Raw genomic sequence first — 19,540 nt, 5'->3', positions numbered from 1 at the left:
AATTCGGACCCCGTTAACCCCTTTCAGGTGATCTAGCCGCTGGACCCAATTGCCGGGATTCGCGGTTAGACGATGATCGATCTCACGCCCGAAATGATCGAATTTGCACAACGCCTTGAGCCGATTGCGCGGCCGGGCGGTCATGGGCGTACGCTCATGTTCATGGGCGCGGGGCAGGGTACCGGAACGTCCACGCTGGCGCGCGAATTCGCCCGGGTTGCCGCGGCGCGGTCCCGGCGCGGCGTCTGGCTGTTTGATCTGGATTACGCGAAGAACCCGCAGCGCAAGGCGCTCGCGCCCGATCCGGGCCCGGTCTTCGATGCCGGGTTCGGACGGGAACCCTTCTGGAAAGTCGAGCCCGAAGGGGCGAAGGCAAGGATGGTCGCCCGCAAGGTGTCCGACCGGCTCTATGTGACCGAATTCCAGCGCGCCCCTGGCGCGGTCAAGCGCCTGTCGCTGCGTCCTGCGGAAAGCTACTGGTCGGCCGTGCGCCGTTCCATTGATCTCGCCGTCATCGACGCGCCGGGCATGAACCGGGCGGTGCTGGCGCTGGTGCGGGATATGGAAGGGGTGATCCTGATTGCCGATGAGCGCCGGCCGGGCACGGATGCCATCGAGGCCCGCCGCGCGGCCATCGAGTCCCGCGGCGGCATCGTCGCCGGCGTGATCCTGAACCGCGGACCTGATCCGGCCCGCTGGGCTGCATGACCGATTTTTCCGTTCGGCTGGACCGCTGGCGCAGCGCGCCGCGGATCGGCTTCCTGCGCCCGCTAGAGTACGGGCTGGCGCTGCTGATCCTGCTTCTGATGTCGCAGGCCCTGCTGGGGCCGCTGCTGGCGAGCGAGGCGGATCCGGAAGGCGCGACCCTGCTGCGGGTGATGTGGCTGCCGGTCTATGCCATCACGGCGATCTGGTTCGTAACCCGGCCCATGGCGGGACTCTCCACGGCCCTTCGGATACCGCTCATCCTTATCCTGTCAGCCCTGTGCATGGTCTCGATGATGTGGTCGCTGGACCCGTCTATGACGCTGCGGCGCGGCTTTGCGCTCGTCATGACGACGGCCTTTGGTATCGCGCTTGCGTCGCGCTGGTCGTGGCGCGACCTGGTCGGGATGATCGCGATCACCTTCGCCATTTTAGGCGTCGGCAGTGCGATGGCCTCCCTGGCCGCGCCGGGCTTTGCCGTTCACCAGGATATCCATGTCGGGGCCTGGAAAGGCCTCTGGTGGGAAAAGAATACGCTCGGCGCGATGATGGCATTCGGGGCTGCGGCCAGCCTTGCCGCCGCGGCGCAGTTTGACCGGCACCGCCTGCTCTGGTGGGGCATTGCCGCCTTCGAGGCCGGCATGGTGTTGATGTCAACGTCCAAGACGGCGCTGCTGGCGCTGTGCCTGGCGCTTGCCGGAGCGATCGGGATCGCGCTGGTACGGCGGGGGTTCGGGTTCGCGACGCTGATGATCTTTCTCGCGGTGGTCGGGGGCGGGATGCTGGCGCTGGTGCTGACGCTCGCACCGATGGCGGCGCTGGAAGCCCTGGGGCGGGATGCCACCCTGACCGGACGGACCGATATCTGGGCGGTGCTGATCGGCCAGATCGCGGCCGCGCCCTGGACTGGCTACGGCTATGGAGCCTATTGGGCGGCGGAATACGGCCCGGTCTTCTGGGTACGCCAGCAGACACAATGGCCGGTCCCGACCGCGCACAATGGCTGGCTGGAGACCGCGCTGGCACTGGGCATTCCCGGCGTGGTGCTGATGGCGCTCTCCTACACGGCGACCCTGTTCCGGGCCTTGGCACGCCTGTTTCGGGGGCGCGAGACCTATTGGGCGCTGACCTTTATCGCGCTGGTCGGCCTGATCAGCCTGACGGAAAGCAATCTGCTGCAGCGCAACGGACTGACCTGGGCGCTGTTTGTCGCGACGTCGGCGAAACTTGCGATGCCGCGACGGTCAGGCGGACGCTAGCCGCTCCAGGACGGATTTCACGGGCAGAACCTCGACGCCGGATCGGGCCACGGCCTCACAAACCCGCGCCAGCTGGTCCGGCGTGCAGCCCCATTCTGTCGGGTCCTGCTGGACGTCGTGGATGTAGTAGATGAGCCAGCCCGGCTCGTGTCCCATCTCGTCCAGCCAGCCGAGCGCCCGGTCGACCCCGGCGTCGCCGCCATCAATGCCGACCGCCTTCAGGAGATGCCGGTCCGCGCCGTCGCGATTGATGCCGGGCTGGACACCCCGCAGCGTGTCGTAACGAGCACCGAGCGCGCGTTTCACCGCCGGTGTCGCCTCGCCATAGGGGAAGGCGAAGTTTGTGATCGCGACACCCAGGCTTTCCAGAGACTGCGTGTTGGCTGACGCGTCTTCCAGAGTGACGGCCAGCGGCGCACTCGCCGCATCAAGATGGGTTGTCGTGTGACAGGCAATCTCGTGGCCAGCGTCAGCAAGGCGGGCAATATCCCCCGCATCGAACATCGCGCCGTGATGGGTGTCGCCGTTCATGAAGCCGGTCGCGGCATACCAGGTGCCGCGCCAGCCCCTTTTCTCAAGTTGATTTGCCCCTGTATCGACCGCCGATTTCGGGAAATCGTCAAAGGTGAAACTGACAAACTGGCTTGCCGGAATTGCGAGCGGTGCCCGAGCGAGCCGGCGCGCCAGCTGGCGCTTGACCTTGCCGGCCAGGCCGCCGGACGGGATGTAGGCTTCGGCGCTCATGACAGTGCCTCCGCAGCCCAGCTGGCCCGCCACAGTTTCAGCGCCAGCGTACGCAGGCGTAGCGGCGCAGCAGGCATGCGCGCCAGGAGTGACCAGAGGCCCCGGAGGGCTTGCTGACCGGGCAGGGCGCGCATCGTCCGCGCCGCTTTTGCACCGGGCAGGCGGGCGAGTTCAGGGTGTTTGCCGAGGAGGCGGGCATAATTCGTCGCGGCATCACGGAATTTCGCCAGCAGGACCGGGGCCTCCTGCCAGCCGTCATGGCGGGCGGGATTGTCGAGATGAATGAGCCGCCCGGCCTTGTCGGCACGGACCGCCCAGTCGACATCCTCCCAGCCCCAGCCCGTAAATCCGTCATCGAATGGCGTCCGGGCCATCAGGCTGGCGCGCACCAGAAGGTTACTGGAACAGACCGCGGTTGCCCCGATCCGGGTGCGCGAGGCGGCGTCATGGACATCGCTGGTCGCGGCCAGCGCGGCGTGAAGGCGATGGCGCGGATCGGTCGCGGGACCGGGCGAATAACCGCCAAAGGCCGCATCGAAATCGTCAACGTCTATCGCTTCGAGATAGGCCGCGAGAAATCCGTCCGGCACGTCCATGTCAGCATCCAGATAGAGCAGCCAATCCCCGCGCGCGGCCGCTGCGAGGCGATTCCTGGCTGCGGCCCGCCCGACATTGCGGGCGGCTGTTACGAGGCAGGCCGGAACCGGCAGGCTTTCCAGCGCCTGTTCAACCCTCGCATTGAGATCAGGGTCGGGGCGGCCGTCATCAAAAAGCACGATCTCGACCGGCTTTTCGAGTTCGGCGGCCTGTCCAGCGAGCGTTTCAAGCAGCGGGACAGGATTATCCCGGTAGAAGGGGGCCACTACGGAAAGAACCGGCTTGCCGGCCTCCATCGCCGCCGGATTGACGTATTCGCGGGTCGCACTCATGACGAGGCCTCCGCCGGTTTGAGCAGGGCACGGGCATCGCCAATCCAGGACCGGCAACCTGCGGCATCCAGCGCCAGGGCCGCCGCGCCATAGACCAGCGCGCCGGTGACGGCCTTGATGATCAGGGCCAGCATGGCGGTATCCGGGACGGGGATGGCGAGGACCGCTGCGGCCATGGCCCCGGTTGCCAGGGCGGCCTTGCCCCAATCCCTCCAGGGCAGGGGCAGGGCGAAGATGCGGCGGCCCAGAATGGCGCAGGCGACGAGGCCGAACCCGTAGGCGATCACGGTTGCGGCGGCGGCTCCGGCGATGCCGAAGAGCGGCAGGAAGACCAGGTTGAGGGCGATATTGAGCACCGCCGCCACCGCCATGATCGTGGCCATGGAACGGGTGCGGCGCTTCAACGTGAAGGCCTCATGGAAATAGTAGGTCATCATCCCGTTCATCAGTCCGGCCAGCGCAATCCAGGGCAGGATGGTGATGGCCCCGGCGCGGAATTCCTCGCCGACCATGACCGCGGCCAGCGGTGCCGCAACGAGGGCCAGCCCGGCGGCGGCGGGGAAGGCGATCAGCCCCATGATGCGCGCAGTACGGCCGGCCAGTTCCCGGGCGGCGTCCATGCCGCGATGTTCCAGCGCGGCGATGGTCAGCGGGGCCGCTGCTGCGCCCAGCCAGATGAAGATGATGTCGAGTGTCCGATCCGCGAGGCCGTAACCGGCAGCATAAATGCCGACGGCGGACTCACCCAGCATCCCGGCGATGAGAAAACGGTCGCCTGCCGAGAGCAGGTGTTCAAAGACGAGAGAGATCGAGACGGGCAGGCCGTAAGCCAGATACACGGCAGCCCGGCGCGCGCGTGCGCGGCCGTTCCGCATCCTGGCAAACTGTCCCGGCAGGTCGAACACCAGTGCGACAATGGCCCCGATCGCCATTCCGGCGAGCGGACCGGCGGCACCGAGCGGCGTTGCCAGAAGAAGTCCGATGCCGACGGCAAAGCCCAACAGCAGGTTAAGGGTCTCCAGCCCGGAATAGGCGGCGACCTGACCGGCTGCACGCCGGGTTTCCTGTCCGATATGCAGGGCTGATTTAAGCGTTAGCGCCGCCAGCGCGAAGCCAAGCGCGGTTTTCAGTTCGGCACTGAATGGCAGCAGGTAGAGCGCCAGCGCGCCTGCCGCGAGCACGAAAACTGCAAGACCTGCATAGACGAGATAGGCGGTGCGCAAATGAGCGGCCAGGCCATTGCGGCGGTCGGACCGGGCGTGGAAGCGGGCAACGGCGGCATCGAGCCAGGAAAACAGGGCCATGCCGCCCAGATGCATGACTGTGATGGCGAGCGCGTAGCGGCCATACATGTCGGTCGGCATCAGGCGCGTCAGGATTGCCACGCCGCCGAATCCGACAAGCGCCTGTGCGGCCTGTACCGGCAGATATCCAAGGAGATGGCGGCCGAGCATGGAGTCTGGCGTCCGATCGAGTTGTTGCAACGACGGAAAGCCTAGCCAAAACCGCCTAAGACGCGGTGAACGGACGCGATCCAATTTCGAAAGAAAGCGGAAACCACCCGTCTTTACCGTGCCGGGCAGAATCGATGGAAGGATTGGGTTCCGCATGGCTTCGCAAGCCCTTATGGCCGAGCTGAAACGGCCAAGCGCACTCAGTGCCGCCGAACGCGACGCCTGGATAGCGTTCACCAATGCCAATCCGGCGCTTGCCAGTCCGTATTTCCGGCTTGCTTTTGCCGAATGCTGTGAAGCGGCCCGCGACGACACAAGGGTGATCGTTGCCCGGAAGGGCGGGGCCATCTTCGGGTTCCTGCCGCTTCAGATCGGCCGTGTCAGTTATGCCCGGCCGCTGGCAGGTCCCCTTGGTGATGTGCATGGCGTCATCACCGAAGGCGACACGGAAATCGATATTCCGTCCTGGCTGAATGCGGCTGGCGTACCGCTGTTCGAATTTCACAGCGCGCTGGCCATCCAGTCCTGCTGGCGGCCCGGAGAGGCCTGGCGTGACGGCTCCTGGATCATCGATCTGGCCAATGGCTACGAGGCATTCGAGGATGACCGGTCTGCCGTTGAGCCGAAGGCTTTCCGTAATATCCGGTCGCGCCGCAGGCGGCTTGAAGCCGATCACGACGTCGCCGAGTTCCGGATGGACGATCGCCGCCCGGAAGTTCTGGAAACCCTGTTTGCGTGGAAAAGCGCGCAGTACCGGCGCACCCAGGTCTTCGACGTATTTTCGGTGCGTTGGGCCCGTGACCTGATCACGGAGATTGCCCGGCGTGATGACGCCGGCTTTCGCGGAATTGTGTCGAGCCTGACGATCGACGGTGAACTGGCGGCAATTCATGCCGGCATGGCCAGCGAGACGCGCTGCCACTACTGGTTTCCGGCCTATGACCCGGCCTTTAACAAGGTCAGCCCCGGCTTGCTGTTGCTGCTCGAAACCGCGCGTGACGCGGCTGACAAAGGCCTGACCAGCGTCGAGCTGGGACCGGGTGATTATGATTTCAAACGCAATCTGGGCGGATACCAGATCCCGCTTTCGGCGGGCTGCATGGTGACACGGTCGCCGGCTGCTGCACTGAGGCATGCGGCCCGGGCGCTGGCGGACACGGTCGAGCGCGCGCCCCTGGGGCCGATGAAAACGCTGCCGCGCCGCCTGTTGCGCCGGGCCGACAAGCTGTCGGCTTTTTACGCGGTATGATTTCGGCAACCCGGCGCGGGGTGTTGATGGCAGGGGCGGCAGGCTTGTTACTGCCGGGATGCGGCCCGCGGATCGAGACCCGGCTGGACCTCTGGAACAACGCGACCGGACCCCATTTGCGCGGTGCCTGTTTTTCACAACGCCGTGTCATTCCCGATCTCGATGGTGAAACGTTTCTTGGCAGCGGACCGGTCGGCGCGCCGATTTCCGATGATGCCCTGGCCAGCCTGGCGCGTAGCGGGGCTAATCTCGCCCTCCTGTCCCATCCGGGTATTTATACCGAACGTCCGCCCTACCGGTTCGACGAGCCCGTGGCGGAGCACTTGATCGACCTCGTGGACCGGTGTGCGCGGGCCGGCCTGTATGTGGTCGTGGCTTTCCGTTCCGGGCCGGGACGAACCGAGTTCAGCCTGCACCGGGATTCCGCGGGTGACTGGTTTCCGGCGGACCTGGTTGATGAACGGGTCTGGCAATCGTCGGAGGCGCGCAATGCCTGGTCGGCGATGTGGGGGCATGCGGCGGTCCTGCTGCGTAACCGCGCGAATGTGGCCGGCTATCTGCTAATGGTCGAACCGAACGCCAACCAGGCGGCCCTGGGTCCCAATGGCGAAGCGATCGACATCTGGGACGCCGACAGGCTGCGCGACACACTGTCGGGCACGCAGGGGGACTGGCCCGCGATGGCGTCCGCCATGGCCCGGTCGATCCGGAGTTTCGATACGGAAACGCCCATCCTGGTCAGCCCGGACGGGTATGCGAATGCGCGCTTTGCGCCATTGCTGGATCTCGAGGCCGTGCCGGGCATGGTGCTGGCGATCCACGACTACGAGCCGCGCGCCTACACCCATGGCGATGCCGGGTCCGGCGAATTCTATGACCCGGCGGATGCGCCGGTCATGCCGCCCGAAGCGGCGCGCTGGATGCTGGGGGAGTTCGGCGTTCGCCGCTGGATGCCGGGATCGGGCGGATTTATCGCGGCCCGTATGGACGCGCTCGAACGCGCCGGTGCGGCATCGGCCTATTTCCGGTGGGATTCCGGTTGGCAACCCTATGAGTCGCAGGAGAATGCCTGGAACCCGCTGTACGGAAGCGATCCGGCGGCGGACAGCCCGTCAGATCTGTCCCCGGTGCGGGGTGCGCTGGAAAATGCCTGGCGGGCCAACCGGATGCGGCCCTAGCGGATATTGATCTTGTCGCCGAGCAGGGCCGGCAGGGTCCGCAGCATGATCCACAGATCGAACCACAGGCTGGCGCGGGCGATATATTCCACGTCATAGCGGACGCGTTCGCGCGCGGCTTCGGGCGTGTGGAGCGGTCCACGCGACCCATTGACCTGGGCCCAGCCGGTCAGGCCCGGCTTGACGCGGTGACGGTGCGCGTATTCGGCCACGAGGGACGAAGTCGGCGCGGCTCCGGTGGTCATGCCGGGCGCGTGCGGACGCGGCCCGACCAGCGACATGTCGCCGGTCAGCACATTCCAGAGCTGGGGCAATTCATCCAGGCTCGACAGGCGCAGGATACGGCCAATCCGGGTGACACGCGGATCATCGCGTTCGACCTGGCGTACGGCTCCGTTCGCCGTGCACTTGTCGGTGCGCATGGAGCGGAATTTCAGGACCGTGATCGGGCGGCCGTTAAAGCCTTCGCGCGTCTGGCGGAAGAGGGCAGGGCCGGGCGAGTCGAGCTTCACCAGAAGCGCCAGAAGGGCCATGACCGGCAAGGCGGCCGCGAACATGAGCGAGCCGATGACGAGGTCTTCGAGACGTTTCAGGATCAGCCAGCCCGGTTCTGCGCGCGTGCCGGACAGCTGGGCGGCGGGCGCATCGGCGATCGCTTCCAGCGAGGTCGCGGACGGGTCGAAATCGTCAAAGTCGAGCAGGAGACAGACCGGTTGCGGCAGGACGCCCAGGCGCTTCAGGAGCAGGCGCACCCGTTCGGCGGCCTTGGGCGTCACGGTGATGACGATCCGGTCGACTTCATGCAGCAGGGGCCAGGCGGCCAGGTCATCGAGGTCGCCGAGATACGGCGTTCCGGCCAGGCGCGACGGCGCGCGCGACCGGCGGTCATCAAAGACACCTATAATGTTCACCGCCGCGCTGCGCCGGTTTGCCTCGATCAGCTTGCGGGCATTGGCGGTCGCACCGATGACGACGATATTGGCTGCGAGCCGTCCGGACTTGGACCAGTACTGGATAAAGAAGGCATAGGTCAGATGCAGTACGCCAAGAGCCGAGGCCATCACCATGGATTCCACGGCCGCGGCCGGAAGCAGGGCGGGCTGGGCCAGCGCGACCGCTCCGAGCGTGAGCAGACCGGCGAGGCCCGCAGCAACGACCGTGCGGGCCATCCGGTCCCAGGCCGGGGTCGAGGGCGTGACCCGGTAAAGGCTGAAGGTCCGCATCGCACAGGCGGACAGCACGCCCATGACCAGCATCGGCCAGAGCAGGGGCGCAAACATCGTCGCCGTCGCCACGCACAGGGCCAGAAGAACGAATGTGTCGGTCAGTTGCAGGGCCCGGCCGAGCGCGGCGCGGTCTATCCGGTCCTGGGGCGGGCTGACAGCGGCGCGGGCTTCGGCCAGTGCCATGGCAGCCACGCCGCTGACCTGCGCGCGAAAGCCGGCTGACAGGTCATTGGCCGGCGCGTTGGGGCCGCCGAAAGCTGGGCGTCGATCACTCATTGGTCCGGTCCGTGAAATTTGTCCCGGACGGCACAATGAACCGTTAGCCCGAATATTCGGTTGAGAAGCGTGGTTTAAATAGGCTTAAGGCGCGCGCCTATTCCGCCATGCCCGCGACCGCATGCACATAGGCTTCCCGCGCGCCCTTGGGATCGATCTTCTGGGCGTCGAACGTCTTGGCGATACGCTCGTCATCGTCCTGCAATTGCTGGGGATCAACCTCGGCATAATGCATCACGCCCATGTCGGCATAGGCTTTCTGGACCTTGTCACCCCACAGGCCGATATCCTTCACGATCGGGACGATGCGCTGGAAGAGGAGGGTGCGGTAGAGTTGGGTGATTTCCGAGTTCTCGGCCCATTCCACGCATTCCTTCACCGGCAGGCCGAGCGCTTCATAGACTTCCGTCGCGTCCGTCATCCGGCCGCGCATCAGGTAGCAGGCTTCGACCAGGAATTCCTCGCGCTCGTCGCGTTCGGCCTGGGTCAGTTCGGGGTAGTAGTCGCGCAGCGACAGGCGTCCGAAGGCAACGTGGCGCGCCTCGTCTTCCATGACATAGGCGTTGACCATGCGCGCGAGCGGATTCTGGGCGATGTCGCGGATCGTGCCGAAAGCGGCGAGCGCGAGCCCCTCGATGACGACCTGCATCGCCAGATAGGTCATGTCCCAGCGCGAATCGCGCAGGGCTTGGTCGACCAGCTCCTGCAGCGGGCCGGTCATCGGATAGGCGACGCCGAACTTGTCGAGCAGCTTCTTGTAGGCCTCGACGTGGCGGGCCTCGTCCATCACCTGCGTGGCGGCGTAGAACTTCGCATCGAGGTCGGGGACTTGCTGGACGATCTTGGAGGCACAGAGCAGGGCCGCCTGCTCGCCTTGCAGGAATTGCGAGATATTCCAGGCCTGACCATGGCGGCGCGATTCCATGCGCTCCTTCTTGGTCATCTTCTCCCAGATCGGAGAGCCGTAGAGCCCATTGGCCTCTTCGGGCATCTGCATCGGGTTTTCGAAGTCGAGGTCCTGGGTCCAGTCGATGCGGTTGACCGCATCCCACTGCATGTCCTTGCCCTTCTGGTAGAGGTGCATGAGCGTGTTGCGGCCCTCGTCGAATTCCCAGTCGAAGACGGCTTCGAAATCCTGGGGAACGGTCCATTTCGGATCGATGTCCGGGATGGGATAGGTGTCGCGCAGGCTCATGATTTCTCTCCCGACAGCATCAGCGCCTCATAAAAGTGAACGCTGTTTACTTTCGGGCAGGATGCTGGAAATTCAGCGCATGCGCAAGAGGAGAGCTATTCGGCCGGGACAGGAGCGGGCTCTTCGGCGTTGTTTGCGCCCGTGTCGTCCGCGCCCGCAGCCTGCCGTTCTGCCCACAAGGCCTTGATCTTCTTCGAGGTCAGGCGCGAGCCGTCCGGCGACCAGCCCGGCGGCGCGAAGATGTAGCCGAGCGCGTCTTTCGGCGATTTCGACCCGGCGACGTCTTTGGCAATTCCCCACCATTCGTGCAGCGAGATGACGAGCGGATTGTAGGTGCCGAGATTCCTGACGATGCCGTAGCGGCAAGCCTCGTCAGCGCGCTCCTCCTCGAACGTACCAAACATCTTGTCCCAGACGATAAAGACGCCTGCGTAATTCCGGTCGAGATAGCGCGGATTGGTGGCGTGGTGGACGCGGTGGTGCGAGGGCGTGTTCATCACCGCTTCGAACCAGCGCGGCATTTTTCCGATCGCCTCGGTGTGAATCCAGAACTGGTAGATCAGGTTCAGACCGCCGACGAAGGCGACCATGCCGGGCGGGAAGCCGATCAAAATCAGGATCGATCCCAGCCACATGAATTTCAGCGTGAAGACGCTGAACCAGGGCTGCCGCAGCGCGGTGGTCAGATTGTAGTGCTGGGAGGAATGGTGGACGACATGGTCGGCCCAGAACCAGCGCACGGTGTGGGCCCAGCGGTGGGACCAGTAATAGATGAAATCATCGGCGACGAAGCAGAGGATCCAGGCCCACCAGACATAGCCGATGTTGAGAACGCCAAAGCGCGCGATGAGGAGAAACCAGGCCGCCGCGATGAAACCGAGGACGACGCCGGACACGGTATTGCCCAGCCCCATGACGAGGCTGGCGGCGCTGTCCTTCGGCTCGAAGGAGGCCTTGCCGGTCGTGCGTGCATAGATCAGTTCCGCGATCACCAGGATCACGAAGACGGGGATGGCGATCATGATGGGATCGACGAGTTCGATATCCATTCAGGTCTCCAGCGCCTCGATCCGTGCCGCCCAGTCATGGGCCGTCTGGGCGTCGCCGGTGTCCACGGTGACGGGACGCATCGTATCACCCCTAAAGGTGAGGGAAAGCGACCCGTCGTCGCGGGCCTCCACGCTCTTAAAACCGTCGCGCGGGACCAGTCGCGTGACAAAGCCGGCACCACGGGCGGCGACGACGCCGATTCGCGGGCTCTGTGTGTCGAGGACCAGTGCGGACAGGCTGTCCCTGGCCAGCAGGCCTTCGCCGGGCGTGAACACGAGGTGGTCGTCCTGGAGGCGCGCAATCGCCACTTCGAGCGATCCGATGCGCGATGGTGTCCAGCCCCCCAGCCAGACATTGAGCGCGACCAACAGAGAGATCGCGATCCCGGACCCGAGGAGGATGTAAAGCGTCGTCATGGTGGATCCAGCCTAGAACGAAAAGGAGCGGGGACCAGCCCCGCTCCTCATCATGCCATATCTGCGGTCGCGACTAGCGGCGCAGGCGCAGGGTCACGCCATAGGTGCGCGGATCGCCCGGATAGGCGTTCAGGCTGCCCGGCTGACCGACGGAGCTGAACTCGCCGACGAGGTATTCTTCGTCGGTCAGGTTGCGGCCCCAGAACTGCAGGCCCCAGCTTTCGTCCTCGGCACCGAAGCCGAAGCTGGCGTTGAACAGGGCGAAGCCTTCCTGGACCTTGCGGGGGTCCAGATCGCCACCGAGATTGCGGCCCGAGGTGTAGAACACTTCGCCGCGCAGGAAGGCGGTGGTGTTCTCGGCCACCGGGAAGAACCAGGTCGCCGTGGACGTCGCCGTCGTCTTGGCCGCACCGGCCAGCTGGCGGCCCGACAGGTCCTGCGTGCCGGCAATCAGGCACTGGGCGGACATGTTCAGATCGTCGCAGGGCGCGTTGGTGTAGGTCTCGTACTCGGCGTCGAGCAGATAGGTGAGACCACCCGTCCAGAGGAAGGACTCGTTCGGACGCCACATCGATTCGATTTCGACGCCGCGCACAACCACTTCACCGGCATTGTCGAGCACGAAGGCCGTACCGTTGAAGTTGTTCGACTGGAAGTCCTCGAGATTCTGGCTGAAGGCCGCAATATCGAGGCGCATCGTGTTGTCAAACAGCTGGGTTTTGACGCCAACCTCGATATTGGTCGAGATTTCCGGATCAAATTCCAGCGCATTGGCGATCGCCGCGGTCGAGGAGACGTTGAAGCCGCCCGCCTTGTAGCCGGTCGAGTAGCTGGCATAGACGTTCAGCGTGTCGGTGACGTCATAGGACAAGATGATGTTGCCCGACAGATTGTCTTCCGAACGTGCCGACGCGTAATCGGGGGCCGGCGGGCTGAACTGCAGCGGCGTCAGGCCGAGCAGCGGGTTCACCGCCGGGTTGGTCGACCCTGCGGTCGCCGCAGCCTGGGCCTGGGCGGCCGCCCCCGGATTGGCGGCGATGTTGCCCGGCGTCGGCGGCAGGCCGGTCAGCTGGAAGAAGACGGCGGCGAAGATCTGCTGGAAGCCGATCTGCACAAAATCAAGCGCCGAGAAGGGGTCCTGAACGAGCAGGTCGGCGTCGATCGTCTTGTCTTCATCGGTATGACGCAGACCCGCCGTGATGGTGAAGCGGTCGGTGACATGGAAGTCGAGCTGACCGAAGACCGACCAGCTTTCCGTGGTCAGGTCATAATTCTCGGTCCGGCCCTGTCCGGCCGCCAGGAAGGTGCCAGCCGGAACACCCAAACCGTTCTCGAGCGCGGTGATGGCACCGCCCGAGACCAGGTCCGCGAACGGGCGAAGATCGGTCCCGTAACGCGTGTTGTCCATGTGGGTCATGTTCTGGTCGAAGAAGTAGACGCCGGCCAGCCAGTCAACCCGGTTGTCGCCGGTCGAGGTTGCCCGGAACTCCTGGGTGAAGGTGGTGTATTCGGTGTCCAGTCCGCGGATCGGCGACAGGTTCAGATCGGTGAAGTCCGCGTCGATATTGTTGGTGTCGCGGAAATACCGCATCGCGGTGATCGAGGTCAGCTGGAAGCCGTCGAAATCGACATCGACCTGGCCGGAGAGGCCCCGCGTATCAATCTGGGTGCGGACCGAGCCGTCGAATGCGACCTGACGCGCGAACGGATCGGGAGCCAGAACCGTGCCGCCGAGGAAGGCCATCGCACCGGCATTCTGCGGCAGGTGGAAAGAGAAGGGAGCCGCGCAGCAACGCTCGTCGACATTGCCGACATCACCGATCAGGCGAACCGAGACATTGTCGCCAAGGTCGGTTTGCAACTGGCCGCGCATCGACCAGCGATCACGGTTGTTGATGGTCTCTCCCGTCGTGATGTTGTCGAGGAAACCATCACGCGTATTGCGGTTGAAGTCGAAGCGGACCGCCGCATTGCCGCCGGCGATCGGGCCGGTGACCGTTCCGCGGAAGATGCGGGAATCGTAATTGCCGATCGTGACTTCGCCGGCAGCGGCGAATTCGTATTCCGGGGCCTGGGTGATGAAGTGAACCACACCGGCCGGGGAGTTCTTGCCGAACAGGGTCGATTGCGGGCCACGCAGGACTTCGACGCGCTCCAGCGACAGGAAGTCGTTGATGGAGGCACCCTGGCGGGAGCGATAGACGTTGTCGACGAAGACGGCGACAGACGGCTCGAGGCCGACATTGTCCGCCGAGGTGCCGAGGCCACGGATCGCGAACTCGGTCACGCCCGAGCGCGAGAATTGCGACACGCGCAGCGACGGTACGAGTTGTTGCAGGTCGCGGACGTCGCGAACCTGGCCGAGCGTGATCTGCTCTTCGGGCACGGCAGACACCGCGATCGGGGTTTCCTGGAGGGTCGCCTCGCGCCGTTGCGCTGTGACGGTGATGGTGTCGACCTGAGCCGCGGCGAGTCCCGCGGTAAACAGGCTGGCAGCCATGGCGGTCGAGCACATGGCAATGGCACGAATGGATGTCTTCATGATTCTCCCCTTATGGCACCGTGGTCCCATTGTTTTTGACGGTGCAGGCATTGTTGTTGCGCGCATAACACCATTCTTCGCGGCGTCTGTCAGTAGCGTACGCGCAACAGGTGAGTGCGAAATCAGCACACACATGACGAATTGTGCTTATCGTTGGATAAGTGAACAATGTTTAAAAACGGGGAGAGCGGAATGATCACACGGATTGCAGGCGGGCTTTTGCTGCTCGTGGTGCTGGCGGTTTCGATTGCTGCAGCGTGGTTTTACCGGCCTTGGTCGGAATATTCACCGGCGGGTTACCAGGCGGCGGGAGACCCGGCGCGCCTTGTCGAGCTGTCACAGGACATGCGTTCGGTTTTCCCCGGACGCACGATTCAGGCACGCAATCCCGAACCTCTGCCACGCAATGATGCGCCGCTGGAGGTCAGCTTTGACTGGCAGGGTGAAACGCGGACGCTCGATCAGTATCTGACCGACTCGACCTCGCTCGGCCTGGTGGTCCTGCACAGAGGTGAGATCGTCCACGAATCCTACCGCAGTGGCGCAAATCCCGAGTCCCGCCTGACGACGTGGTCGGTTGCCAAGAGTTTCGTCGCATCGCTGATCGCGATTGCGATGCAAGAGGGGCATATCGCCTCGCTCGACCAGACCGTGGCCGAGTTTGTGCCCGCCTATACTGGCACCGATTATGGCGACACGTCGCTGCGCCACCTGCTGATGATGTCGTCGGGTATCGATTTCGTGGAGGACTATTCGGCCGAGGATTCGGACATTCGCCGCCTGTTCTTCAACGCCTTCATTTTCGAACGCGACATTGACTCCATGATCATGGAATTCGAGCGCGATACCGAGCCGGGTACCGAACTCGATTACATTTCCTCGAATACGCAGGCGCTGTCTGCCGTGGTGCGCGCCATCTACGGCATGCCGCTGGCCGACATCGTCGAGGAGAAAATCTGGACGCCGCTTAACATGACCGGCGAGGCCTACTGGTCACAGAATGTCGAGGGCGATCAGGGCATTGCCGTGGGGTATTGCTGCCTCAATGCCCGCCTGGTCGACTTTGCCCGCTTCGGCCAGTGGTATCTCCAGGATGGGGTATGGGACGGCGAGCGCCTGTTGCCCGAAGGCTGGGTGCAACTGGCGACGCGGCCCAATGCGCCGTTCCAGGAGCCGGGGCCGGACGCGATCTACGCGCCGCGCGGCTATGGCCTGCATTTCTGGATCCCCGACAATCCGCAGGGTGAGTACTACGCGGCCGGGATCTATGGTCAGTATGTCTGGGTCGATGAGCGCCGCGACGTCGTGATCGCCCGGTTTGCTGCCGATCCCGAGTGGGGCGCACGCACCGAAGAAACCTTTGCCGTCTTCCGCGCGATCGCCGAAGCTGTCTCTTCCATCGGAGAAAGCGGCGATGAGTGAGGCGCGTGAATTCGACTACGTGATCGTCGGGGCCGGTTCGGCCGGCTGCGTGGTGGCGGAGAGTCTGTCACGGGATCGCGACGTCACGGTCTGTGTGCTCGAAGCCGGCGGGCCAGACAAGGATCCCGCCATCCGCACGCCCATGCTGCTGGCCAAGGTCGTCAGCGGCGGGCCCTATAACTGGTCCTACGAGACCGAGCCCCAAGCCGAGCTGCACGACCGCCGCCTGTTCTGGCCGCGCGGCAAGACACTCGGCGGTTCCTCCTCGATCAACGCCATGCACTATATGCGCGGGGCGCACGAGAATTTCGATGAGTGGGGCGAGCTGGGGGCGGACACCTGGAACTGGGCCGATGCGCTTGCACGCTTCAAGGCGATGGAGGACCAGCAGCGGGGTGCGGACGCCTGGCACGGCACCGGCGGTCCGCTGCGGGTCGAGGATATCCCGAAACTCAACCCTCTGACCGAGCTCTATTTCGAGGCCGCGCGCGAGCTTCAATACCCGGAAAATCCCGATTTCAACGGCGAGAAGCAATACGGGTTCGGCCCCTACCAGATGACGATGAAGGGGCCGCGCCGCTGGAGTGCGGCAGACGCCTTCCTGCGCCCCGCCATGGAGCGCGGCAATGTCACCGTCATCACCCACGCGCTGGCCCATCGCGTGCTGCTGGAGAATGGCCGTGCGCGCGGCGTCGCGCTCGACATAAAGGGCGAGGCCGCCGAAATCATCGCGCGCAAGGAAGTGATTCTTTCGGGCGGGGCGATCAACTCCCCGCAATTGCTGCAGCTTTCAGGGATTGGCGATCCGGACTGGCTGAGGGCCGCGGGTGTCTCGGTCGAGCATGAACTGCCGGGCGTGGGCCGCAATCTGCAGGACCATCTCGACATCGCCGCGATCATGCGCACGAAGACCGCGCGCTCGATCGGCAATTCCTGGAAGCGCACACCAAAGAACCTCGCCGACGTGGCGCGCTGGATGATCCGCGGAGACGGCGATTTCACCATCAACCCGGTGCAGGGCGGGGCGTTCCTGAATTCCTCGCTGGCCGGCGACCTGCCCGATCTTCAGCTGGTCTTCATTCCCGGCCTGTCGGTCGACCATGGCCGCACGACGGTCTTCGGCCATGGCGTGACGCTGCATGTCTGCCATCTCTATCCGGAAAGCCGGGGCGAGATCCGGATCCGGTCGAACAATCCGGCCGAGCATCCGCTGATCGACCCGAATTATCTCGCCCATGAGGGCGATCTGACCGCGCTGATTGACGGGCTGGAAATCGTCCAGCGCATCCTGATGGCCCCGGCCTTTGATGACGAACGGGTCGGCATGTTCCGCCCGTCCGAAATCCTGGAATCCCGTGACGCGATGGAAGCCGACATTCGCGGCCGCGCCGAGACGCTCTACCATCCGACCTCGACCTGCGTGATGGGTAAGGGCCCGATGGCCGTCGTCGACCCGGAGTGCCGGGTCTACGGGGTGAAGGGTCTGCGCGTGGTCGACGCCTCGGTGATGCCGCGCCTGGTGGGCGGGAACACGAATGCGCCCACAATGATGATTGCCGACAAGGCCGCCGAGATGATCCGGGCTTCTGCCGGATAGGGAGACACACATGAGCGACGAACAGCAGATCGAGCGGATGAAGACGCTTCTGGACGCGCAGAAAAAGGCGTTCGCGGCTGACCGGCACCGCTCCATCGACGAGCGCAAGGCTGACATCGAGAAAGTCGGCGATCTCGTCAAACACCACGCGAAAGACATCATGGACGCGATTGCCGCCGATTATGGTGCGCGGTCCTGCGCCGAAACCCAGATCGCCGAGATCGGCTTCACGATCAGCGCGGCGAAACATGCGCGCAGCCATGTCGCCAAATGGGCCAAGCCGAAGCGTGCCTCGGTCCCACTGACGCTCGCGCCGGGCAAGGCCTATGTGCGCCGCGAGCCGAAAGGCGTGGCGGGGATCATTTCGCCCTGGAATTATCCGCTCCAGCTGGCCTTCACGCCGCTCATTGCCGCACTCGCGGCTGGCTGCCGGGCGATCATCAAGCCATCGGAATTCACCCCGCGCACCGCCGAGCTGATGGCGCGGATGCTGGCTGAAGCCTTTGACGAGAACCATGTCGCCGTCATCACGGGCGGCCCGGCGGTCGGGGAGGCGTTCGCCAAGCTTCCCTTCGACCATCTCTTCTATACCGGCTCGACCCATGTCGGGCGGCTGGTGGCGATGGCGGCGGCGGACAATCTGGTCCCGGTGACGCTGGAGCTGGGCGGAAAATCGCCGGCCATCATCACCGAGGACTATGATTTAACTGAAGCCGCCAAGCCCCTGACCTGGGGCAAGTATTTCAATGCGGGCCAGACCTGTATTGCGCCGGATTATGTGCTCGCGCCGAAGGACAAGGTGCGCGCTACCGGCGAGGCGATCTTGGCGGAAGTCCAGTCCTATTACCCCGAGCCGGGCAGCGATCCCGACTACACCGCGATCATTTCCGACAAGCATCACCAGCGCCTTTCGCGCATGATCGAGGAAGCGCGCGCCGGGGGCGCAACCATCCTTCAGCCCGAGATGGGCGAGACCGGCAATGTGCGCAAAATCCCGCCGACCATCGTCCTCGACCCGCCGCTGGAATCAAAACTGATGCAGGAGGAGATTTTCGGCCCCGTCCTGCCCGTGCTCGGCTACGAGACGCTCAACGGGGCGATATCCTTCGTCAATGACCGTGACCATCCGCTCGCGCTCTATGTCTATGCCAAGGACAAGGCGGTGGCGCGGCGTGTGCTGGACGCGACGATGTCCGGCGGGGCGAGCGTGAACGCCTCCATGCTGCACATGTCGGTCGAGGGCATGCCCTTCGGCGGTGTCGGCAAGTCCGGCTACGGGGCCTATCACGGCGAGCACGGCTTTTTGACCTTCAGCCATGAACGCGCCGTCTTCGAAGCGCCGGTCTGGCACCCGTCGCGCTGGATCGCGCCGCCCTATGGCAAGCGCTTCGACTTCATTTCCAAACTGCAGATGAAATAGGCTGATGGGCGGACTTTCAGGCAAACGCATTCTCGTCACTGGCGCGTCGCGCGGGGCGGGGCGGGCTATCGCCAGGGCCTGCGCCGAGGCCGGCGGGCAGGTCGTCATCCACTACAACGCCAACCGGGGTTCCGCCGAGGCGCTGGCCGGTGAGATCGGTGAGGCCGCGCTCGGCCTGATCGGCCAGGATCTGGGCGAGGCGGGAGCCGGTGTAAAACTGTGGACCAAGGCCGATGCCGAGTTCGGCCCGCTCGACGCGCTGGTCAACAATGCCGGCATCTACCGCGCGACGCCGCTCAATGATGACCGGCAGTGGGAGGCGGGCTGGGCCGAGCAGATCGCGGTCAATCTGCGCGCGCCCTGCGACCTGATGCGTGCCGCCGTGACGGCATTCCAGCGCCGGGGCGGTGGAGCCATCGTCAATATCGCTTCGCGCGCGGCCTATCGCGGCGACGGGCCGGACCATTGCGGCTATGCGGCGGTGAAGTCCGGACTGGTCGCGGTGGCCAAGACGCTGGCGCGCGCGCATTCAGGTGAAAACATACTGATCTATACGCTGACGCCGGGCTGGATCGAGACCGACATGGCCCCGAGCCGTGTCGAGGCACGGGCCGCTGCAGTTGCGGACATCCCGCTCGGCAAGGTCGCCCAGCCCGAGGAGATTGCTGCGATGACGGCGTTTCTGCTCTCTGGCGATTGCCCTTCGGCGACAGGCAGCGTCATCGACATCAATGGCGCGAGCTATGTGCGATAGGGTTTCCCAAAAGTGTTGAACCCCCGGGCCGGCCGCAGGCCGTAACCGGGGCCTTGGACAGTTGCAGCGAGGTCCCGGATCGGCTTCGCCGTCCGGGATTTCAGTCGAGTTTTCAAACCAACGT

The 19,540-nt window shown here is 64.7% G+C and carries 16 protein-coding genes; 8 read left to right on the top strand and 8 right to left on the bottom strand.

Annotation, left to right across the window (positions count from 1 at the left end):
* Positions 1-72 precede the first annotated feature (72 nt).
* Positions 73-708: a hypothetical protein gene (locus tag V0U35_RS08860; RefSeq protein WP_330196338.1), complete on the top strand. Its 636-nt coding sequence runs from the start codon at positions 73-75 to the stop codon at positions 706-708.
* Positions 705-1,964, top strand: coding sequence for an O-antigen ligase family protein (locus V0U35_RS08855; RefSeq protein WP_330196337.1), 1,260 nt, complete (start codon positions 705-707; stop codon positions 1,962-1,964). Before V0U35_RS08860 ends, V0U35_RS08855 begins: the two co-directional genes overlap by 4 nt.
* Here the strand turns inward: V0U35_RS08855 and V0U35_RS08850 are convergent.
* From V0U35_RS08850 to V0U35_RS08840, 3 genes are read right to left on the bottom strand one after another with little or no spacing between them, the layout of a single operon-like run.
* Positions 1,950-2,708 (bottom strand): polysaccharide deacetylase family protein, encoded by a 759-nt coding sequence (locus V0U35_RS08850; protein WP_330196336.1) that lies wholly within the window; start codon positions 2,706-2,708, stop codon positions 1,950-1,952. The two genes, V0U35_RS08855 and V0U35_RS08850, sit on opposite strands and share 15 nt — an antisense overlap.
* Positions 2,705-3,637 carry a glycosyltransferase family 2 protein gene (locus V0U35_RS08845; RefSeq protein WP_330196335.1) on the bottom strand — a complete coding sequence of 311 codons (933 nt, stop codon included), beginning with the start codon at positions 3,635-3,637 and terminating at the stop codon, positions 2,705-2,707. Before V0U35_RS08845 ends, V0U35_RS08850 begins: the two co-directional genes overlap by 4 nt.
* Positions 3,634-5,091 (bottom strand): lipopolysaccharide biosynthesis protein, encoded by a 1,458-nt coding sequence (locus V0U35_RS08840; protein WP_330196334.1) that lies wholly within the window; start codon positions 5,089-5,091, stop codon positions 3,634-3,636. Before V0U35_RS08840 ends, V0U35_RS08845 begins: the two co-directional genes overlap by 4 nt.
* A 154-nt stretch (positions 5,092-5,245) precedes the next feature.
* On the opposite strand from V0U35_RS08840, the gene V0U35_RS08835 reads away from it, so the two are divergent.
* Together V0U35_RS08835 and V0U35_RS08830 are read left to right on the top strand one after the other, a co-directional pair.
* Entirely contained in the window at positions 5,246-6,340 is a 1,095-nt protein-coding gene (locus V0U35_RS08835; RefSeq protein ID WP_330196333.1) for a GNAT family N-acetyltransferase, read from the top strand.
* Between the two features lie 44 nt (positions 6,341-6,384).
* Positions 6,385-7,518, top strand: a complete 1,134-nt coding sequence (locus V0U35_RS08830) for a glycoside hydrolase family 5 protein (RefSeq protein WP_330196332.1) — start codon at positions 6,385-6,387, stop codon at positions 7,516-7,518.
* Here the strand turns inward: V0U35_RS08830 and V0U35_RS08825 are convergent.
* The 5 genes from V0U35_RS08825 to V0U35_RS08805 all read right to left on the bottom strand — a co-directional run bounded on the left by V0U35_RS08825 (position 7,515) and on the right by V0U35_RS08805 (position 14,223).
* Positions 7,515-9,020: an exopolysaccharide biosynthesis polyprenyl glycosylphosphotransferase gene (locus V0U35_RS08825; RefSeq protein ID WP_330196331.1), complete on the bottom strand. Its 1,506-nt coding sequence runs from the start codon at positions 9,018-9,020 to the stop codon at positions 7,515-7,517. The genes V0U35_RS08830 and V0U35_RS08825 overlap by 4 nt on opposite strands.
* Positions 9,021-9,117: 97 nt before the next feature.
* Positions 9,118-10,215, bottom strand: coding sequence for a ferritin-like domain-containing protein (locus tag V0U35_RS08820; RefSeq protein WP_330196330.1), 1,098 nt, complete (start codon positions 10,213-10,215; stop codon positions 9,118-9,120).
* A gap of 95 nt (positions 10,216-10,310) precedes the next feature.
* Positions 10,311-11,264, bottom strand: a complete 954-nt coding sequence (locus V0U35_RS08815) for a sterol desaturase family protein (RefSeq protein WP_330196329.1) — start codon at positions 11,262-11,264, stop codon at positions 10,311-10,313.
* Complete coding sequence (locus V0U35_RS08810) at positions 11,265-11,681, bottom strand: glycosyltransferase family protein (RefSeq protein WP_330196328.1); 417 nt, start codon at positions 11,679-11,681, stop codon at positions 11,265-11,267.
* A gap of 73 nt (positions 11,682-11,754) precedes the next feature.
* On the bottom strand, positions 11,755-14,223 hold the full coding sequence (locus tag V0U35_RS08805; RefSeq protein WP_330196327.1) for a TonB-dependent receptor: 2,469 nt from the start codon (positions 14,221-14,223) through the stop codon (positions 11,755-11,757).
* A gap of 192 nt (positions 14,224-14,415) precedes the next feature.
* On the opposite strand from V0U35_RS08805, the gene V0U35_RS08800 reads away from it, so the two are divergent.
* From V0U35_RS08800 to V0U35_RS08785, 4 genes are read left to right on the top strand one after another with little or no spacing between them, the layout of a single operon-like run.
* Positions 14,416-15,645: a serine hydrolase domain-containing protein gene (locus V0U35_RS08800; RefSeq protein WP_330196326.1), complete on the top strand. Its 1,230-nt coding sequence runs from the start codon at positions 14,416-14,418 to the stop codon at positions 15,643-15,645.
* Positions 15,638-17,242: a GMC family oxidoreductase gene (locus V0U35_RS08795; RefSeq protein ID WP_330196325.1), complete on the top strand. Its 1,605-nt coding sequence runs from the start codon at positions 15,638-15,640 to the stop codon at positions 17,240-17,242. Before V0U35_RS08800 ends, V0U35_RS08795 begins: the two co-directional genes overlap by 8 nt.
* A gap of 10 nt (positions 17,243-17,252) precedes the next feature.
* Positions 17,253-18,662, top strand: coding sequence for a coniferyl aldehyde dehydrogenase (locus tag V0U35_RS08790; protein ID WP_330196324.1), 1,410 nt, complete (start codon positions 17,253-17,255; stop codon positions 18,660-18,662).
* A 4-nt stretch (positions 18,663-18,666) separates the two neighbouring features.
* Positions 18,667-19,416, top strand: coding sequence for an SDR family NAD(P)-dependent oxidoreductase (locus V0U35_RS08785; RefSeq protein WP_330196323.1), 750 nt, complete (start codon positions 18,667-18,669; stop codon positions 19,414-19,416).
* The last annotated feature ends 124 nt before the right edge of the window (positions 19,417-19,540 follow it).

The organism is Hyphobacterium marinum (assembly GCF_036330325.1).
In the GTDB taxonomy this organism is placed as follows: Bacteria; Pseudomonadota; Alphaproteobacteria; order Caulobacterales; family Maricaulaceae; genus Hyphobacterium; species Hyphobacterium marinum.
This window is presented reverse-complemented; position numbering and strand designations above follow the sequence as displayed.